Raw genomic sequence first — 16,583 nt, 5'->3', positions numbered from 1 at the left:
GATGACCGTCCCCGCCCTGACCGCCGAGACGCGCTGGCGCTGCACGCTCTGCGGCAACCTGACCCGCTTCGACGTGACCCGGACCGCCCGGGTCACCGAGTTCCTCCACTTCGACCTGGCCGGCGAGTCGAAGGTCGAGGAGACCCAGGTGCTCAGCGAAACCGTCGAGTCGGTGCGCTGCCGCTGGTGCAACGCGGTCGACCAGGTCGAGCTGGTGGCCCGCCCCGGCGCGGCCGATGGCGCCGAGGCCCCCGAGCAGGCCTGACCGCCTGATCCGTGCGGCGGGCGGTGCAGGGCGTGGCCGGTCGCCGCACGGGACAATACAGAGGGAACGTACGGAGTGTGACGGGGGTGGCGGCCGGGGCCGTACCCCGCTGGACCAGGATCGGAGCCGAGGACGTGGTGGACGCAGCGAAGGAGCCCGGCGGCCCGCAGGGGCGGCAGCCCGCTGTGGACGCGCAGGCGCCGGACGCGGCAGGAGCCGCCCCCTCCGGCACCGGGGCCCCGGCCGAGGCGGCCGCCGGCGAGGAGTCCGGCGGCGGTGACGACCCGGCGGCAGCCGTCGAGGGGTCGGTGCGCGACGGCGGGGACGCCGCAGGCGCGGGCGACGCGGAGACGCTGGACCGGCCGCTGCCCGAGGGCGTGCGCCGGCGCGTGGTGGGCCTCGCCTCCGACGCGCTGGGCGGGCTGCCGCTCGCGGAACTGCCCCAGTCGCTGCGCCAGTACGCCAAGTTCACCCCCGCGCGCCGGGCCAAGTACGCGGCGACCGCGCTGGCGGCGGCCCTGGAGGCGGAGCCGGCCTTCCGCTCGCGGATAGCGGAGCGGCTGCGGCTGGGCCAGCCGGACCTGGTCAGGGCGCTGGAGTCGGGCACCGTGCCGGGCGCCGCCGACCCGATGGACGTGGCGGCGGCCGCCTACCTGGTGCGCTCCGCCGGGTGGAGCCGGCTGGTGGCCGAGGCCGGCGAGGAAGCCGAGCGGGCGGGCGCCGAGGGTGCGGCGGCCGAGGCGGCCCGGCTGGTGGAGAAGTTGCAGGCCGAGCTGGCCGAGGTGCGCTCCGCGGCGCGCTCCGACCTGGAGCGCCAGCGGGCCGAGTCGGAGGACGTCCGGCGCGAGGCGGACTCGCTGCGCCGCAGACTGCGGTCGCTGGAGAGCGACACCCGCCGGGCGCAGGCGGAGACCCGCAAGGTGGCCGCCGAGCTGGAGGCGGCCAGGGCGCAGGCCGCGGCCGAGCGGAGCACGGCGGAGAGCGAGGCGCGCCGGCTGCGGCACCGGGTCACGGAGCTGGAGAACGCCGTCGAGCAGAACCGCCGGTCGGCCCGTGAGGGGCGCAGCGTCGAGGACATGCGGCTGCGGCTGCTGCTGGACACCGTGCTGCAGTCGGCCCAGGGGCTGCAGCGGGAGCTGGCGCTGCCGGTGTCCCAGATCCGTCCGGCGGACCTGGTGGAGGCGGTGGTGCCGGGCGCGGCCTCGCCGCACGACGTGGCGCGGCGCGGTCTGGCCGAGGACGATCCGGCGCTGCTGGACCAGTTGCTGGCGATCCCGCAGGTCCATCTGGTGGTGGACGGCTACAACGTGACCAAGACGGGCTATCCGACGCTGCCGCTGGAGCAGCAGCGGATCCGGCTGCTGGGCGGGCTGGCGATGCTGGCGCAGCGCACCCAGGCGGAGGTCACCTGTGTGTTCGACGGCCAGGACCTGGACGTGCCGGTGATCATGGCGCCGCCGCGCGGGGTGCGGGTGCGGTTCAGCCGGACCGGGGAGACGGCGGACGAGCTGATCCGCCGGCTGGTGCGGGCCGAGCCGCAGGGGCGCCCGGTGGTGGTGGTCTCCACCGACCGGGAGGTCGCGGAGGGCGTGCGGAAGGCCGGCGCGCGCCCCGTCGCATCGGTGCTCCTGCTGAACCGGCTGGCCCGGCCGTAACCGCTTCCGGGGTGCGGGCCGGTCGGTATGACGGCTGGTCAGCGCCCGGATTGCGGTGTTGTGCGAGTTTTGTGAAGTCAGATGGGCGGTCCAGGTTCACGCGATCGGGGGAGTGGCGCGAACCGTGGATCTTGACTAGTGTCTGGCGTCAAACCTATTTTCCGGATTCTCACCCGTTCGGGTGAGGCCATTGGAAGAAGGAGCCGGTCCCTTGGCCTCCCACCGCCGTCCCAAGCAGCCGAGCCGCGCGCGGGTCTCCGTGCTCACCGCTGCCGCTGCGACCGCGGTCGCCCTCTCCGCCCAGGTCGCCGCTCACGCCGCGCCCAGCCCGTCGCCCAAGAAGGACGACGTGAAGGCGCAGATCGACCAGTTGCAGGAGGAGGCCGAGCAGGCCACCGAGAAGTACAACGGCGCCAAGGAGCGCGCGGACCAGCTGCGCAAGCAGGCGGACCAGCTCCAGGACCAGGTCGCCCGCGGCCAGGAGCAGATGACCCAGCTTCAGGCCGGGCTGGCCGAGGTGGCGGGCGAGCAGTACCGCACCGGCGGCATCGACCCGTCCGTCCAGCTGATGCTGACCTCCGACCCGTCCGGCTACCTGGACAAGGCCTCCAGCGTGCAGCAGGCCAGCTCCAGCCAGGCCGAGGCGCTGAAGGGCCTCCAGGACCAGCAGCGCCGGCTCGACCAGCAGAAGGCCGAGGCGGCCGCCGTCCTGGCTTCGCTGGACAGCACGACCAAGGACCTGAACCAGTCCAAGGCCGAGGTCAACAAGAAGCTGAAGGAGGCCCAGGACCTGCTGAACTCGCTCAGCGCCTCCGAGCGGGCCGCCCTGAAGGCGCAGCAGCAGCAGTCCGAGCGCGCCTCGCGCGGCTCCGAGCGCACCGACCTGGGCAGCCTGCCGCAGGCGAGCGGCAAGGCGGGCGCCGCGGTCTCCCTGGCGATGAGCAAGACGGGCTCGCCGTACGTCTGGGGCGCCACCGGCCCGAGCGGCTTCGACTGCTCCGGCCTGATGGTCTGGGCGTACGGGAAGGCCGGCGTCTCGCTGCCGCGCACCTCGCAGGCGCAGGGCAACTACGGCACCCGGGTGCCGTCGATCGCCGAGGCCCAGCCGGGCGACCTGGTCATCTACCGCGACGACCGCAGCCACGTCGGGATGTACATCGGCAACGGCATGGTGGTGCACGCGCCGCGCACCGGTGACGTGGTGAAGGTGATGAAGGCCGACGCCATGAAGATCAACACCATTCGCCGGGTCTGACGGACCGGCACGACACGCCCGGGGGCCCGTCGACGCCCCTGTGATCAGCGCCACCTCCGAACCGGGGGTGGCGCGAGGCGTTTCGGGTGGGTGTTCGACCGCCTGACGGAGAATGATCAGCCGCTTGTGGGGGTGTGGTCACACTCGGTCATATTCACAAAAGAACTTGGGTATTCTTCCGGCTTTTTTCTGACAAGGATTTGAACGGATCACGGATCTGTTACTAGGGTCTTGCTTCGAACCACGCACAGTCGATCACCCAGCCTGGGTGGCGGCGGGGTTCGCCGCCGAGTTCGTGAAGCAGCGGGACGGGGCCTTCCGGGTCGCCCGTCCGAGTGAGGGTCCAGCAGTCGGGGGCCCGCTGTGGAGCGGAGCCGGGGAACCACGTTCCTCCGGGGTGAATCGGCGCCAGGCCGGCCGCGGGAGCGGCGGGTGAGGCGTCGTAGGGCACGCTTCCGCCCGAACCCGTCAGCTCACCCGGTAGGCGGATGAGGAAGAAGGAGTCCGCCTTCGTGGCGTCCCATCGTCGTCCCAAGCCCGCCGGCCGCACCCGTGTCTCGATCCTGACCGGTGTCGCCGCCGCTGCCGTTGCCCTGTCCGCGCAGTCCGGCGCCCACGCCGACCCGGCGCCGACCAAGGACCAGGTCAAGGAGCAGGTCGACCAGCTCAACGAGCAGGCCGAGGTCGCCACCGAGAAGTACAACGGCGCCCAGGCCAAGCAGCAGGAGCTGCAGAAGCAGGTCGCCGAGCTGCAGGACAAGGTGGCCCGCCAGCAGGCCGTGGTGACGGAGGCCCAGGGCGGCCTCGCCGAGATCGCCGGCGAGCAGTACCGCACGGGCGGCATCTCGCAGACCGTCCAGCTGATGCTCTCCGCCAGCCCGGACAACTTCCTCAACCAGGCCGACGCCCTGAACCAGGCCGGGTCCACCCAGTCCGGCGCGCTGAAGGAGCTCCAGGAGCAGCAGCGCAGGCTCGACCAGGACCGCACCGAGACCCAGGCCAAGCTCGCCGAGCTGGAGTCCACCACCCAGCAGCTGAAGAGCTCCAAGGAGGACGTCCAGGGCAAGCTGCAGAAGGCCCAGGACCTGCTCAACACGCTCACCGAGCAGGAGCGCCAGGCCCTCCGCGCGGCCGAGGAGAAGGCCGCCGCCGAGGCCAAGGCGAAGGCGGAGGCCGCCAAGGCGGAGGCCGCCAAGGCCGCCAAGGAGAAGGCCGAGGCCGAGCGCGCCTCCCGCGACAACAACCGGACCAACCTGAGCGCGCCGTCCACCGGCTCCTCGGCCCCCGCGGCGTCCTCCCCGTCGGCCCCGGCCACCGCGGCCGCCAAGCCGGCCGCGCCCGCCGCCCCGGCCGCCAACGGCTCGCGTGCCGCCGCCGCGATCGCCGCCGCCGAGAGCAAGCTGGGCTCCCCGTACGTGTACGGCGCCACGGGCCCGAACTCCTTCGACTGCTCGGGCCTCACCAGCTGGGCGTACGCCCAGGCCAACGTGTCGCTGCCGCGCACCTCGCAGGCGCAGGCCACCGCCGGCGCCCAGATCGGTACGGACATCTCCAAGGCCCAGCCCGGCGACCTGGTGATCTTCTACGGCGACCGCCACCACGTGGGCATCTACGTCGGCGGCGGCCAGGTCATCCACGCCCCGAAGCCGGGCGCGTCGGTCCGCTACGAGGCGGCGTCCAACATGCCGGTCACCGGCATCGTGCGCATCTGACCGTCGGCCGACAGGCTTCGTCGGGCCCGGTCTCCCCGTGCGGGGAGGCCGGGCCCGCGACTTTTCCGGGCCCGCCGGGACGCTCGGTCCGCGAACCGATCTGACGTCCGATAAGTGTCTGAATATTCGGGTTCGGAGGGGTTTGGATTCGGTTGCCCGGACTCGCTAACGTCTGCCACCGGACGCCCGCTTCGACAGCCGCCCACCCCGGTGCGGCAGCGGGTCGGGCCCAGGATCGGAGCCGACGTCGCATGGCCGTGCACCGCCGTTCCCCGCTGTCAGGTGCGCAGGTGCTCGCCCGGGCGCTGGTGCTCACCGCGGCGGCCACCACCGCGTTGGGCGTGGCGACCGGCGGCAGCGCCCAGGCCGTACCCGGCGCGCCGGACGCCCCGGTCGACCGCAAGGACGTCAAGGCGCAGGTGGAGCAGCTCTACGACGAGGCCGAGCAGGCCTCCGAGCGGTTCAACGCCGCCCAGGAGGCCCAGCAGCGGCTCCAGAACGAGACCGGCACGCTCCAGGGGCAGATCGCCGTCGGCCAGGACGAGCTCAACCGGCTGCGCGGCGACCTCGCCACGGTGGCCGGCGCCGAGTACCGCGGCGGCGGGATGACCAGGACCGTCCAGCTGATGCTCGCCACCGACCCGGCGGGCTACCTCTCCCGGGCCCGCGCCCTCGACCAGACCGCCGAGCGGCAGAACGAGACCCTGCACGAGCTGCTGGGCCGTCAGCGGGTGCTCGACCAGCGCCGGGCCGAGACCACCGCCAAGCTCGCCGAACTGGAGCAGACCCGCAAGGCGCTCGCCGAGAGCAAGCAGCAGATCCAGCAGCGGCTCGCCAAGGCCCAGCGGCTGCTGAACAGCCTGGGCACCGCCGAGCGCGCCCGGCTCGCCGCCCAGGACGCCCACGACGCGGAGCAGCGCGCCACCCGGGGCAAGGACCGGCTGGACCTCGGCGACACCCCGCCGGCCTCCGAACGCGGCGCCGCCGCGCTGGCCGCCGCGGTGCGGATGATCGGCGCGCCCTATGTGTACGGATCCACCGGGCCCAAGGCGTTCGACTGTTCCGGTCTGATGTACTGGAGCTGGCGGCAGGCCGGAGTGACCCTGCCGCGCACCTCGCAGGCCCAGGCGTACGCCGGGCGGCGGGTCAGCCTCTCCGAAGCGCGGCCGGGGGACCTGGTGATCTTCTACCGGGACATGCACCACGTCGGGATGTACGCCGGCGGCGGGGTGATCGTGCACGCCCCCTACCCGGGGGCCAAGGTCCGCTACGAGAGCGTCACCACGATGCCCGTCTCGGGGGTGATCCGGCTCTGAGCCGCCCGGATCCCGCCGCCGGCCGCAGGCCGTCCCGGCGCACCGCCCTGCTGCTCGCGGCCGGCGGGCTCGCCCAGCTGTCGCTGCCCGGGGCCGCCCCGGCGCCGCCCGCCGCCGCGGCCCCGGACGAGCACGCCGACGTGCTGGCCCTGCTCGACGCGCGGGCCCGGGCGCTGACCGCCGGGCCGCCCGCGCTGCCGTTGCGCGCCGGGTACCGCAACCTGCTGCTCGGGCCGGTGGACCGGGCCGGGAGGTGCGCCGCCACCGCCGAGCTGACCGTGGAGGTGACCGGCTACGACCGGTGGCCGGTCGTCCATCCGCGCCGGCTGGCGCTGGCCCGCTCCGCCGCCGGCTGGCGGGTCGAACACGAGGAGGGCACGGACGGCCCGCCCCCGCCGTGGGACCTCGGCACCGTCCGGGCCGAGGCCGGCGCGCGCTGCCTGGTGCTCGGGATGGACGCCGGGGGCACGCCCGCCCCCACCGGGCTCGCGCCCGTCGGCGACCGGGCGGTGGCCGCCGTGGAGGCCCTCTGGGGCACCGCCTGGGCAGGCCGGCTGCTGCTCGAAGTGCCCGCCACGGGGGAGCAGTTCACCCGGCTGCTGGCGGACGGGCAGGCCGGCTGGTCCGGCATGGCGGCGGTCACGGTGGCCGCGCCCGGCGCGCCGCTGAACGCCCCGGCCGACCGGGTCCTGGTCAACCCGGAGACCTACGCCGGCCTGAGCGACTTCGGCCGCCAGGTGGTGGTCACCCACGAGGCGGTGCACGTGGCGACCAGGGCCGACACCCGCGCCTGGACGCCGCTCTGGCTCTCCGAGGGCGCCGCCGACTGGACCGGCTACCGCGACGCGAACCGGCCGGCCCGCCGGATCGCCCCGGAACTGGCCCGGGACGTCGCCGCCGGGCGGCTGCCCGCCGCGCTGCCCGAGGACGCCGCCTTCACGGCCGGCGGGGAGGGCCTCGCCCAGGTCTACGAGCAGGCCTGGCTGGCCTGCGACCTGATCGCCCGCCGGTACGGGCCGCAGCGGCTGGTGGCGCTCTACCGGGCGGTCGGCGCGGCGGCCCCGGGCGCGGACCGGCAGGCCTGGCTGGACGGGCTGCTGCGGGACGGGCTCGGCCTCGGCCTGGCCGAGTTCACCCGCCTCTGGCAGGCCGAGGTCCGGGCGCTCGCCCAGGGCCCGTCCTAGGGCCGGGCCGAGGGCCGGGCGCCCTGGCGGCGGTCGCCGGGTGAGGTCCGCGGCCGGTCGATGCCGTCCAGCAGGTCCTGCTCGTACGCGATGCCGGGGCGCACCGAGAACGCGGCTGCCGCGATCGGCTCGGGGCGGGCCAGCACCACGGTCTCCGGGAGCCGCTCGGCGCGCCGGGTGGAGCGCCAGAGCCGGATGCAGGACAGCACGGTGGCGGCCAGCAGCAGCAGGTTGCGCAGCGTCAGTACGGCGATCGCGCCCGGCTTGCTGGCGACCACGTCGCCGAAGAGCAGCGGGAACTCCACCAGCGTCAGCGGGGTCGCGGCCAGGATCAGCAGCGCCACCGGCCGCTGGCTGCTGCCGCGCACGGTCAGGCAGACGGCCGCCACGCCGACCAGCCAGACCAGGTACTGCGGGCTGATCACCCGGCTGGTCACGGTGAAGATCAGCAGCGCCGCGAGCGCGGCGTCGTACATGGTGGCCGCGTTGCGCCGCCGGGCGGTGAAGCGCCACAGCAGCAGCCAGCCGAAGCCGAGCACCGTGCCGGCCAGCATCACCTTGCTGACCACGTCCACCCACGGCCCGAGCATCTCCACCGAGCCGTAGTTCATCATCACCTTGCCGTCCCAGGCCCCGGTGATCCGGGCGAAGTGGATCGGCAGCGCGCCGACCGACTCCACCTCGATGCCGCGGTCCTTCTGGAACGTCAGGAACTCGAACGCGCCGTTCATCCCGGCCGCCAGCAGGAAGCCGATCGAGGCGGCCGTGGCGGCCGCGGCGGTCCAGGAGCGGCGGGTGCGCCGGCCGGAGGGGGTGCCGATCAGGCCGAGCAGCGGCCAGATCTTGACGATGCCGCCGAGGCCCAGCAGCAGGCCGCCGACCGCCGGCCGGCGGATCAGCGCCAGCAGGCCGGCCACCGCGATCGCGGTGACGATCACGTCGTAGCGGTTGTAGATCATCGGACCGAGCAGCGGGACGCCGGCCACCCAGACCCAGGCGCCGGTCAGCGCCCGGCCCTTGCGCATCCCGGTGCGCACCAGTAGGGCCATCGCGGCCGCGTCGGCGATCCCGCAGATCACCCAGAACGACACCAGGTACGACCAGGGCAGCAGGCCCGGCAGCAGGATCACCAGGGCGGCGCCGGGCGGGTACTGCCAGGTGACGTCGTCCAGCGGGAAGGTGCCGGTCTGCAGCACGCCGTACCAGCCGTGGTAGATCAGCCAGACGTCGGCGGTGATGTCCCCGCCGGGCATCCGCAGCACGCCGGTCACCAGCAGCACCAGGAGCGTCCGGGTGGCCACCCAGGTCGCGCCGAGCGCCAGGAGCGCGCCCGAGCGCCCGGAGGGGCGCGTGGTGCTCTGCGCGGGCTCGCGCCGGACGGCGAGCGCCGTGCCGGGGCCCTCGGCGCCGCTGGATGTACCGGACTCGGTGGCCGGGGCCAACTCCACTGCGCTCCCTCGTTCGTCTCGGACGTCCCGTCGGCGGCGCCGCGCGGCGGGCGCCCGGGCGGTCCGGGCGGATCGGGATCGGCCGCCGTCACGGGGCCTGACCGGCCGCGCCGACCACCCGGGTACTAGGACAGACCCTGGGGTGGAACGGTTGCCGTGCGTGGTTCCGTTCCCGGCGGGTCGTGGTGTTGACCTATCGTACGGATCACCCAGCGGTACACCGAGCACCCCCCGACCGAGCGAGCCGTGGCCTGATGCACAAGACCTTGATCGTGACCAACGACTTCCCGCCCAGGCCGGGCGGTATCCAGGCCTTCGTCCACAACATGGCCGTGCGTCAGCCCGCAGGGAGCGTCGTGGTGTACGCCTCCACCTGGCGCGACGGCACCGAGGTGGCGCGCTTCGACGCCGAACAGCCGTTCCCGGTGATCCGCGACCGGACGAAGGTGATGGTTCCCACACCGCGGGTCACCCAGCGGGCCGCCGAGATCCTGCGGGCCGAGGGCTGCGACTCGGTCTGGTTCGGCGCCGCCGCCCCGCTCGGCCTGATGGCCCCCGCGCTGCGCCGGGCCGGGGCCGGGCGGCTGCTCGGCATGACCCACGGCCACGAGGCCGCCTGGGCCCAGCTCCCGGCCGCCCGGCAGCTGCTGCGCCGGATCGGCACGGGCACCGACGTGCTCACCTATCTCGGCGAGTACACCCGCTCGCGGATCGCCTCCGCCGTCGGCCCGGAGGCCGCCGCGCGGATGGTGCAGCTGCCGCCCGGCGTCGACGAGCGGAGCTTCCACCCGGACTCCGGCGGCGCCGCGGTGCGCGAGCGGCTCGGGCTGGCCGACCGGCCGGTGGTGGTCTGCGTCTCCCGGCTGGTGCCGCGCAAGGGCCAGGACACCCTGATCGAGGCGATGCCGCAGATCCTCGCCGACGTGCCGGACGCGGTGCTGCTGATCGTCGGCGGCGGCCCCTACCGGGCGGACCTGGAGAAGCTGGTGGACGCCCGCGGCGTGCGCTCCGCCGTCCGGTTCACCGGCTCGGTGCCGTGGGAGGAGCTGCCGGCCCACTACGGCGCCGGGGACGTCTTCGCGATGCCCTGCCGCACCCGGCGCGGCGGGCTGGACGTCGAGGGGCTCGGCATCGTCTACCTGGAGGCCTCGGCGACCGGCCTGCCGGTGGTGGCCGGGGACTCCGGCGGTGCGCCGGACGCGGTGCTGGAGGGCGAGACCGGCTACGTGGTGCCGGGCGGCACGCCCGCCGCGGCGGCCGAGCGGATCGTCCGGCTGCTGCGGGACGAGGAGCTGCGGCGCCGGATGGGCGAGGCCGGACGGCGCTGGGTGGACCGCTCCTGGCGTTGGGACCTGCTGGCCGGGCGGCTGACCTCGCTGCTGGCGGGCTGAGAGTGCGCCGGTGCGGCCCGCCCCACCGTTCAGGGGGCGGGCCGCACCGGCGGCTCGGGGGAGGCGGCTACCTCCGGTAGATCGCCTCGACGTCGGCCGCGAAGTCCTTCAGCACGACATTGCGCTTGAGCTTGAGCGAGGGCGTCAGATGGCCGCTCTCCTCGGAGAAGACGGTGTCGAGCAGCCGGAACTTCTTCACCGCCTCGGCGTGCGAGACGGCAGCGTTGCCGTCGTCCACCGCGCTCTGCAGGGCGGCCAGCAGCTCCGCGTCCTCGCGCAGGTCGGCCACCGTGGCGCCGGCCGGCTTGCCGTTCAGCTCCTTCCACTTGGGGAAGAAGTCCTCGTCGACGGTGATCAGGCAGGCCACGAAGGGCTTGCGGTCGCCGACCACCATGACCTCGCCGACCAGGGCGTGCGCCCGGATCCGGTCCTCGATCACCGCCGGGGCGACGTTCTTGCCGCCCGCGGTGACGATGATCTCCTTCTTGCGGCCGGTGATGGTCAGGTAGCCCTCGTCGTCCAGCGAGCCGAGGTCGCCGGTGGCGATCCAGCCGTCCTTGAGGGTCTCCGCGGTGGCCTGCGGGTTGTTCCAGTAGCCGGTGAAGACGTGCGGACCCTTGAAGAAGACCTCGCCGTCCTCGGCGATCCGCACCGAGGCGCCGGGGACCGGCTGGCCGACCGTGCCGATCTTCGGCTTGTCCCACGGGTTGAAGGCGGTGGCCGCGCAGGTCTCGGTCAGGCCGTAGCCCTCCAGCACCGTGAAGCCGATGCCCCGGTAGAAGTGGCCGAGGCGCTCGCCGAGCGGCGCGCCGCCGGAGATCGCGTGGGTGGCCCGGCCGCCGAGGGCGGCCCGCAGCTTGCCGTAGACCAGCTTGTCGAAGACGGCGTGCTTCAGCTTGAGCAGCAGCCCGGCGCCGCCCGCGTCCAGCGCCCGGCTGTAGGCGATCGCGGTGTCGGCGGCCTTGTCGAAGATCTTTCCCTTGCCGTCGGCCTGCGCCTTGGCCCGCGCCGTGTTGTAGACCTTCTCGAACACCCGGGGCACGCCCAGGATCAGGGTCGGCCTGAACGCGGCCAGCTCCGCGGTGACGTCCCGGATGTCGGAGACGTGGCCGAGCTTGATCGGCGCCATCGCCGGGGCGATCTCGGCGATCCGGGCGAGCACGTGGGCCAGCGGCAGGAAGAGCAGGACCGAGCTGTCCCCGGTGCGGAACAGCGGGGCCAGCCGCTCCACCACATTGCCGCACTCGGCCAGGAAGTTGCCGTGCGTCAGCTGACAGCCCTTCGGGCGGCCGGTGGTGCCCGAGGTGTAGACGATGGTGGCGATCGCGTCCGGGCCGGCCGCCGAGCGGCGCTCGGCGACGGTGGCGTCGGCGACCCCGTGGCCCGACTCGGCGAGCGCGGCGAGCGCGGTGCCCTCGATCTGCCAGGTGTGCCTCAGCTCCGGCAGACGGTCGCCGACCTCGGCGACCACCGCGCTGTGGGTCGCGGTCTCGGTGAACACGGCGACCGCCCCGGAGTCGCCGAGGATCCACTCGACCTGCTCGGCGGAGGAGGTCTCGTACACCGGCACGGTGATCGCGCCGGCCGTCCAGATCGCGAAGTCCAGCAGCGTCCACTCGTACCGGGTGCGGGACATGACGCCCACCCGGTCGCCCGGTGCGATCCCCGCGGCGATCAGCCCCTTCGCCGCGGCGCGCACCTCCACCAGGAACTGGGCGGCGGTCAACTCCTGCCACCGGCCGTCCACCTTGCGGCTGAGCACCGCGACGTCGGGGTGCCGCTCGGCGTTCTGGACCACGAGGTCGGAGAGGTTACCGCCGCTCGGTACCTGGTAGAGGGCCGGAAGGCTGAAGTCGAGCAAGACTGCTCCTCGTTCGCGACGCTGCGGGACGGCAGGACGTTACTGCCCGGTAGGCAGCTTCGACCAGGGGGGTCGGCTCCGGTGTTCGAAGTGTCACACCTTGACCCGTCCGACCAGGTCGGGACCGGGTCGTTCGAATGGCACCCTACGGCAGCCCGCAGGTGACCGGCCGGTAGCCGCCGGAGCGGCACGCGCGGGCCGCCCGCGGCGCCGTCCGGCCCCCTCGGGGGTGCACCGAAGGAGGGGCCGGATCACGGGGCGCGATAGCCTGCTCCGGGCGCACCCGGCCGAGCAGGCTCGGCCGGACCGGCAGCACGGGACGACGCGGAGGGCCATTCCATGGCGGAGCACACCAGGTCGAGCATCACCATCGACGCGACCCCGGCGAAGGTGATGGCCGTGATCGCCGACTTCGCCGCCTACCCGGCCTGGACCGGTGAGGTCAAGGAGATCGAGGTCCTGGAGACCGCGGAGAACGGCCGCGCCGCCCAGGTCCGGCTGGTGCTCGACGCCGGGGCCATCCGCGACGAGCACGTCCTCGCCTACACCTGGGACGGCGACCGCGAGTGCGCCTGGACCCTGGTGCGCAGCCAGATGCTCCGCTCGCTCGACGGCTCCTACACCCTGGCCCCGCTCGGCGCCGACCGCACCGAGGTCACCTACCAGCTGGCCGTCGACGTCAAGATCCCGATGCTCGGCATGATCAAGCGCAAGGCCGAGAAGGTCATCATCGACCGGGCCCTGGCCGGCCTGAAGAAGCGCGTCGAGGACACCGCCGCCGCCGGCAAGGCGCTCTGAGCGCGGCGGCGCGGACGAACGGGGGCGGCACGGCATGACGGCGACACGCACCATCCTGGTCAGCGGCGACCACGCGGCACCCGCGGTGGCCGCCGCCACCGCCCTGCACGCCGCCCGGCAGGGCCGGCGCACCGTGCTGCTGGCGGCCGACGACCCGCACCGCACCCTGGACGCCGCGCTCGGCGTCCGCCTGGAGTCCGGGCCCGCCGTGTACGCGCCCGGGCTGACCGTCGCCCGGACCGACGAGCAGGCCGCCTTCCGGCACGCCCTCGGTGAGATCGGCGGCCGGCTCAAGCCCGCCCTCGACCTGCTCGGCGCCGACCCGCTCGACCCCGAGGAGCTCACCGCCCTCCCCGGCACCGCCCGGCTCGCCCTGCTGCGGGCGCTGCCCGCGGCCGACGCGGACGTCCTGGTGGTGCTCGCCCCGCCGCCCGCCGACCTGATCGCCACCCTCGCCCTGCCCGAACAACTGGAGCGCTACCTGGCCCGGCTGGTCCCCGAGCAGCGTCAGGCCGCCCGGGCGCTGCGCCCGCTGCTGGCCGGCCTCGCCGGGGTGCCGATGCCCGCCGACTGGCTGTACGAGGCGCGCGGCAAGGTGGTCGGCACGCTCGCCGCCGCCCGCGCCGCGATCACCGCGCCCGGCACCAGCGTCCGTCTGGTCACCGCGGCCGACGCCCACCCCTTCGACGAGCTGCGCCGGATCCGCACCGGGCTGGCCCTGCACGGCCACCGCCCGGACGCGGTGGTGGTGCACGGCGTGCTGCCGCAGGCCGCGGCCGGCTCGCCGGACCCGTGGCTGGCCGACCTGGCCCGTCGCCGCCAGGACGAACTGGCCGCGCTGGCCGCCGCCTGCGACGGCATCCCGGTGCTCACCACCGGGCCCGCCGGGGCCACCCCGGAAGCCGTCGCCGACCGCCTCTACGGCTCCGGTTCCGGCCCCGAGCCGCGCCCGGCCGGGCCGTGGACCGTCGAGGACCGGCTGGCGTCGGACGGCCTGCTGGTCTGGCACCTCGCCCTGCCCGGCGCCGAGCGTGCCGACCTCGACCTCGTCCGGCGCGGCGACGAACTGGTGGTCGGCCTCGGCGCCCACCGCCGGGTGCTCGCCCTGCCCTCGGCCCTGCGCCGCTGCACCGTCGCCGGCGCGGGCCTGCACGACGGCGTCCTCACCGTCCGCTTCGCGCCCGATCCCGCACTCTGGCCGAAGTGACCCACCCCTTCGCCTCCCGCGTGCTCGGGCGTCCGGGGGCCTTCGCCCGGTCCGGTAGCGTCGGGGCGGGTGGCCGCGGGTGCGGCCGCCGCTGCTGAGGAGGCGTGCGCGAGATGACCACCACGGACGGGACCGAGCCCACCGCCGAGCAGGACGGGAGCCCGCACCCGTTCGGCCCGGAGCTGGGCCCGCTGGTGGACGAGGTGCGCCGGTTCGCCGCCGCCGTCGGCGGGAAGGCCCAGGAGGCGAGCGCCGAGACCCTGATCTCGCTGGCCGGGCTGGCCGACCGCCTGCGCGAGAAGCAGCCCGAGGTGTACGGCCACCTCGCCGCCGCCGGCACCGGTCTGGCCGCCGCCGGTTCCGAACTTCTGGCCGCCTACCGGGCCGCCGTCGCCGGGCACGAGCACCGCTGGACCGCGGGCGGTCCGGCCCGCACCGAGCGGGTGGACCTGGACGACACGCCTGAAGGCCCGTCCGACAAGCAGTGAACCCCGGATGCCCTCCGGGTGCTCTTCCGGCTTCATCCTGTGATGCGACCGGTGAAAATGTACGACTTTTGAAGGGTCTAGGCCCGGTTGTTGTCGGATTGTCTTCGGTTAATGTAGGCGGAGGTGTGTACGGGGGCATGGTTGGGCGGTAGCGTTCCGTCCAGCGGGAACGAGTGAATAGCTGAGGGACACATGGCTCTGACCATCGGCGTCGACGTCGGCGGGACCAAGATCGCGGCAGGTGTGGTCGACGAGGCCGGCGAGATCCTGGCCCGGACCAGGGTGCCCACCCCGGCCGACCCGCAGTGGGCGGTCGACGCGATCGCGCAGGCCGTGCGCGAACTCAAGGAGCAGTACCCCGATGTGACGGCGGCCGGCATCGGCGCCCCGGGCTTCGTCGACCGCAACCGCTCCACGGTGATCTTCGCTCCCAACATCGCCTGGGAGGACGAGCCCCTGCGCGGCCGGATCGAGGAGCTCACCGGCCTGCCCGCGGTCATCGAGAACGACGCCAACTGCGCCGCCTGGGCCGAGTTCCGCTTCGGCGCGGGCGTCGGCCACGAGGACATGGTGCTGATCACCGTCGGCACCGGCATCGGCGGCGGCCTGGTGCTGGACGGCCGGCTGCACCGCGGCCGGTTCGGCGTGGCCGGCGAGATCGGTCACCTCAACATGGTCCCGGACGGCCTGACCTGCGGCTGCGGCGGCAAGGGCTGCTGGGAGCAGTACGGCTCCGGCCGGGCGCTGCGCCGCTACGGCCGCGAGCGCTCCGCCGCCGACCCGCTGCGCGGCAAGCGGATGCTGGAGCTCAACGACGGCGTCGCCGAGACGATCCGCGGCATCCACATCACCCAGGCCGCCGAGGAGGGCGACCCGCTCGCCCTGGAGTGCTACGCCGAGCTGGCCGACTGGCTGGGCCGGGGGATGGCGGACCTCGCGGCGCTCTTCGACCCGGGCGTCTTCGTGCTCGGCGGCGGCGTCTCCGACTCCGGCCGGCTACTGCTCGACCCGGTCGCCAAGGCGTTCGGGCACTACCTGACCGGCGGGGTGCACCGCCCGCGCGCCGAGGTGGTGCTCGCCTCGACCGGCTCCGCCGCCGGCATCGCCGGCGCGGCCGACCTGGCCCGTACGGTCTGACCCGCACGGTCCGCCCCGGGTACGGTTCCCCGCGGCCCGCCCCTCCGCCCGGAGGGGCGGGCCGCGTCGTGTGCCGTCCTGCCGTACGGTCGTCACCGAGGACGTCCAGGGGAGGAACCGCATGACCACCGCACCGGCCGAACTTCCACCGCCCGCGCCCGGCCGGCTGCGGCTGCTGAGCTACAACGTCCGCTCGCTGCGCGACGACCGGCGCGCGCTGGTCCGGGTGATCCGGGCCTGCGCGCCCGACCTGGTCTGCGTCCAGGAGGCGCCGCGCTACTGGCGCCCCGAGGGGCAGGCCGGTTGGCTCGCCCGGCGGACCGGCACCGTGGTCCTCGCCGGGGGCGGCCGGGCCGCCGCCGGGCCGCTGCTGCTCGGCCGCCCCGGCGTCCGGGTGCGGTCCGTCCACGACCGGCTGCTGCCGAAGACCCGCGGACTGCACGCGCGCGGCTTCGCGACCGCGCTGGTCGAGGTGCCCGGCGCCGCGCCGCTCACCGTCACCAGCTGCCACCTCAGCCTGGACGCCGACGAGCGGCGGCGGCAGTTCGACCTGCTCGCCGGGCAGCTGCGGCACGCCGAACTCGGGGTGATCGCGGGGGACTTCAACGAGCACCCGGACGGTCCCGGCTGGCGGTCGCTGGCCGGGCGGCTCCAGGACGGGCACGTGGTGGCGCCCTGGGGCGGCGAGATGACCTCCGTCCCGGAGAACCCCTACCAGCGGCTGGACGCCGTCTTCGCCACGCCGGGCGTCGAGGTGCTCGCCTGCGGCGTCCCGCACGGACTGCCCGGGGTCACCGAGGCCGACCTGCGGGCCGCCACCGACCACCTCCCGGTGCTCGCCGTCCTCCAGTTGCCCATCGGATAGG

The 16,583-nt window shown here is 74.6% G+C and carries 14 protein-coding genes and 1 riboswitch; of the genes, 12 read left to right on the top strand and 2 right to left on the bottom strand.

Annotated features, from left to right (window positions below):
- Position 1: 1 nt before the first annotated feature.
- The 6 genes from ACFZBX_RS18450 to ACFZBX_RS18425 all read left to right on the top strand — a co-directional run bounded on the left by ACFZBX_RS18450 (position 2) and on the right by ACFZBX_RS18425 (position 7,387).
- Positions 2–265, top strand: a complete 264-nt coding sequence (locus tag ACFZBX_RS18450; RefSeq protein WP_380760786.1) for a hypothetical protein — start codon at positions 2–4, stop codon at positions 263–265.
- Between the two features lie 308 nt (positions 266–573).
- Positions 574–1,920, top strand: coding sequence for an NYN domain-containing protein (locus ACFZBX_RS18445; RefSeq protein WP_391534862.1), 1,347 nt, complete (start codon positions 574–576; stop codon positions 1,918–1,920).
- Between the two features lie 211 nt (positions 1,921–2,131).
- Positions 2,132–3,175 carry an NlpC/P60 family protein gene (locus tag ACFZBX_RS18440; protein WP_391534785.1) on the top strand — a complete coding sequence of 348 codons (1,044 nt, stop codon included), beginning with the start codon at positions 2,132–2,134 and terminating at the stop codon, positions 3,173–3,175.
- 345 nt (positions 3,176–3,520) lie between these two features.
- Positions 3,521–3,677: riboswitch (cyclic di-AMP (ydaO/yuaA leader) on the top strand.
- Positions 3,678–3,687: 10 nt separating this feature from the next.
- On the top strand, positions 3,688–4,887 hold the full coding sequence (locus tag ACFZBX_RS18435; protein ID WP_391534784.1) for an NlpC/P60 family protein: 1,200 nt from the start codon (positions 3,688–3,690) through the stop codon (positions 4,885–4,887).
- Positions 4,888–5,138: 251 nt separating this feature from the next.
- Complete coding sequence (locus ACFZBX_RS18430) at positions 5,139–6,203, top strand: NlpC/P60 family protein (protein ID WP_391534783.1); 1,065 nt, start codon at positions 5,139–5,141, stop codon at positions 6,201–6,203.
- Positions 6,204–6,343: 140 nt separating this feature from the next.
- The gene (locus tag ACFZBX_RS18425) at positions 6,344–7,387 is read left to right on the top strand and encodes a hypothetical protein (protein ID WP_391534782.1); all 1,044 of its coding nucleotides are present in this window, start codon (positions 6,344–6,346) and stop codon (positions 7,385–7,387) included.
- On the opposite strand, the gene ACFZBX_RS18420 is transcribed toward ACFZBX_RS18425, so the two are convergent.
- On the bottom strand, positions 7,384–8,835 hold the full coding sequence (locus ACFZBX_RS18420; RefSeq protein WP_391534781.1) for a glycosyltransferase 87 family protein: 1,452 nt from the start codon (positions 8,833–8,835) through the stop codon (positions 7,384–7,386). The genes ACFZBX_RS18425 and ACFZBX_RS18420 overlap by 4 nt on opposite strands.
- Positions 8,836–9,089: 254 nt before the next feature.
- Here ACFZBX_RS18420 and ACFZBX_RS18415 point away from each other — a divergent pair, with 254 nt between their 5' ends.
- Positions 9,090–10,226 carry a glycosyltransferase family 4 protein gene (locus ACFZBX_RS18415; RefSeq protein WP_391534780.1) on the top strand — a complete coding sequence of 379 codons (1,137 nt, stop codon included), beginning with the start codon at positions 9,090–9,092 and terminating at the stop codon, positions 10,224–10,226.
- A gap of 67 nt (positions 10,227–10,293) precedes the next feature.
- On the opposite strand, the gene ACFZBX_RS18410 is transcribed toward ACFZBX_RS18415, so the two are convergent.
- Positions 10,294–12,087 (bottom strand): AMP-dependent synthetase/ligase, encoded by a 1,794-nt coding sequence (locus ACFZBX_RS18410; protein WP_391534779.1) that lies wholly within the window; start codon positions 12,085–12,087, stop codon positions 10,294–10,296.
- A gap of 339 nt (positions 12,088–12,426) precedes the next feature.
- Between ACFZBX_RS18410 and ACFZBX_RS18405 the strand changes: the two genes are divergently transcribed.
- From ACFZBX_RS18405 to ACFZBX_RS18385, 5 genes are all read left to right on the top strand, one after another.
- The gene (locus ACFZBX_RS18405) at positions 12,427–12,885 is read left to right on the top strand and encodes an SRPBCC family protein (protein WP_391534778.1); all 459 of its coding nucleotides are present in this window, start codon (positions 12,427–12,429) and stop codon (positions 12,883–12,885) included.
- Between the two features lie 34 nt (positions 12,886–12,919).
- Entirely contained in the window at positions 12,920–14,092 is a 1,173-nt protein-coding gene (locus ACFZBX_RS18400) for an ArsA family ATPase (protein WP_391534777.1), read from the top strand.
- Positions 14,093–14,205: 113 nt separating this feature from the next.
- Positions 14,206–14,580 (top strand): DUF5304 family protein, encoded by a 375-nt coding sequence (locus ACFZBX_RS18395; protein ID WP_391534776.1) that lies wholly within the window; start codon positions 14,206–14,208, stop codon positions 14,578–14,580.
- A 192-nt stretch (positions 14,581–14,772) separates the two neighbouring features.
- Entirely contained in the window at positions 14,773–15,717 is a 945-nt protein-coding gene (locus ACFZBX_RS18390; protein ID WP_391534775.1) for an ROK family glucokinase, read from the top strand.
- A gap of 121 nt (positions 15,718–15,838) precedes the next feature.
- On the top strand, positions 15,839–16,582 hold the full coding sequence (locus tag ACFZBX_RS18385) for an endonuclease/exonuclease/phosphatase family protein (protein ID WP_391534774.1): 744 nt from the start codon (positions 15,839–15,841) through the stop codon (positions 16,580–16,582).
- Position 16,583 lies beyond the last annotated feature (1 nt).

It is taken from the genome of Kitasatospora sp. NPDC008115 (assembly GCF_042957205.1).
GTDB lineage: Bacteria > Actinomycetota > Actinomycetes > Streptomycetales > Streptomycetaceae > Kitasatospora.
Note: the sequence above shows the minus strand (reverse complement) of the source record. Positions and strands in the feature narration are given on the sequence as shown.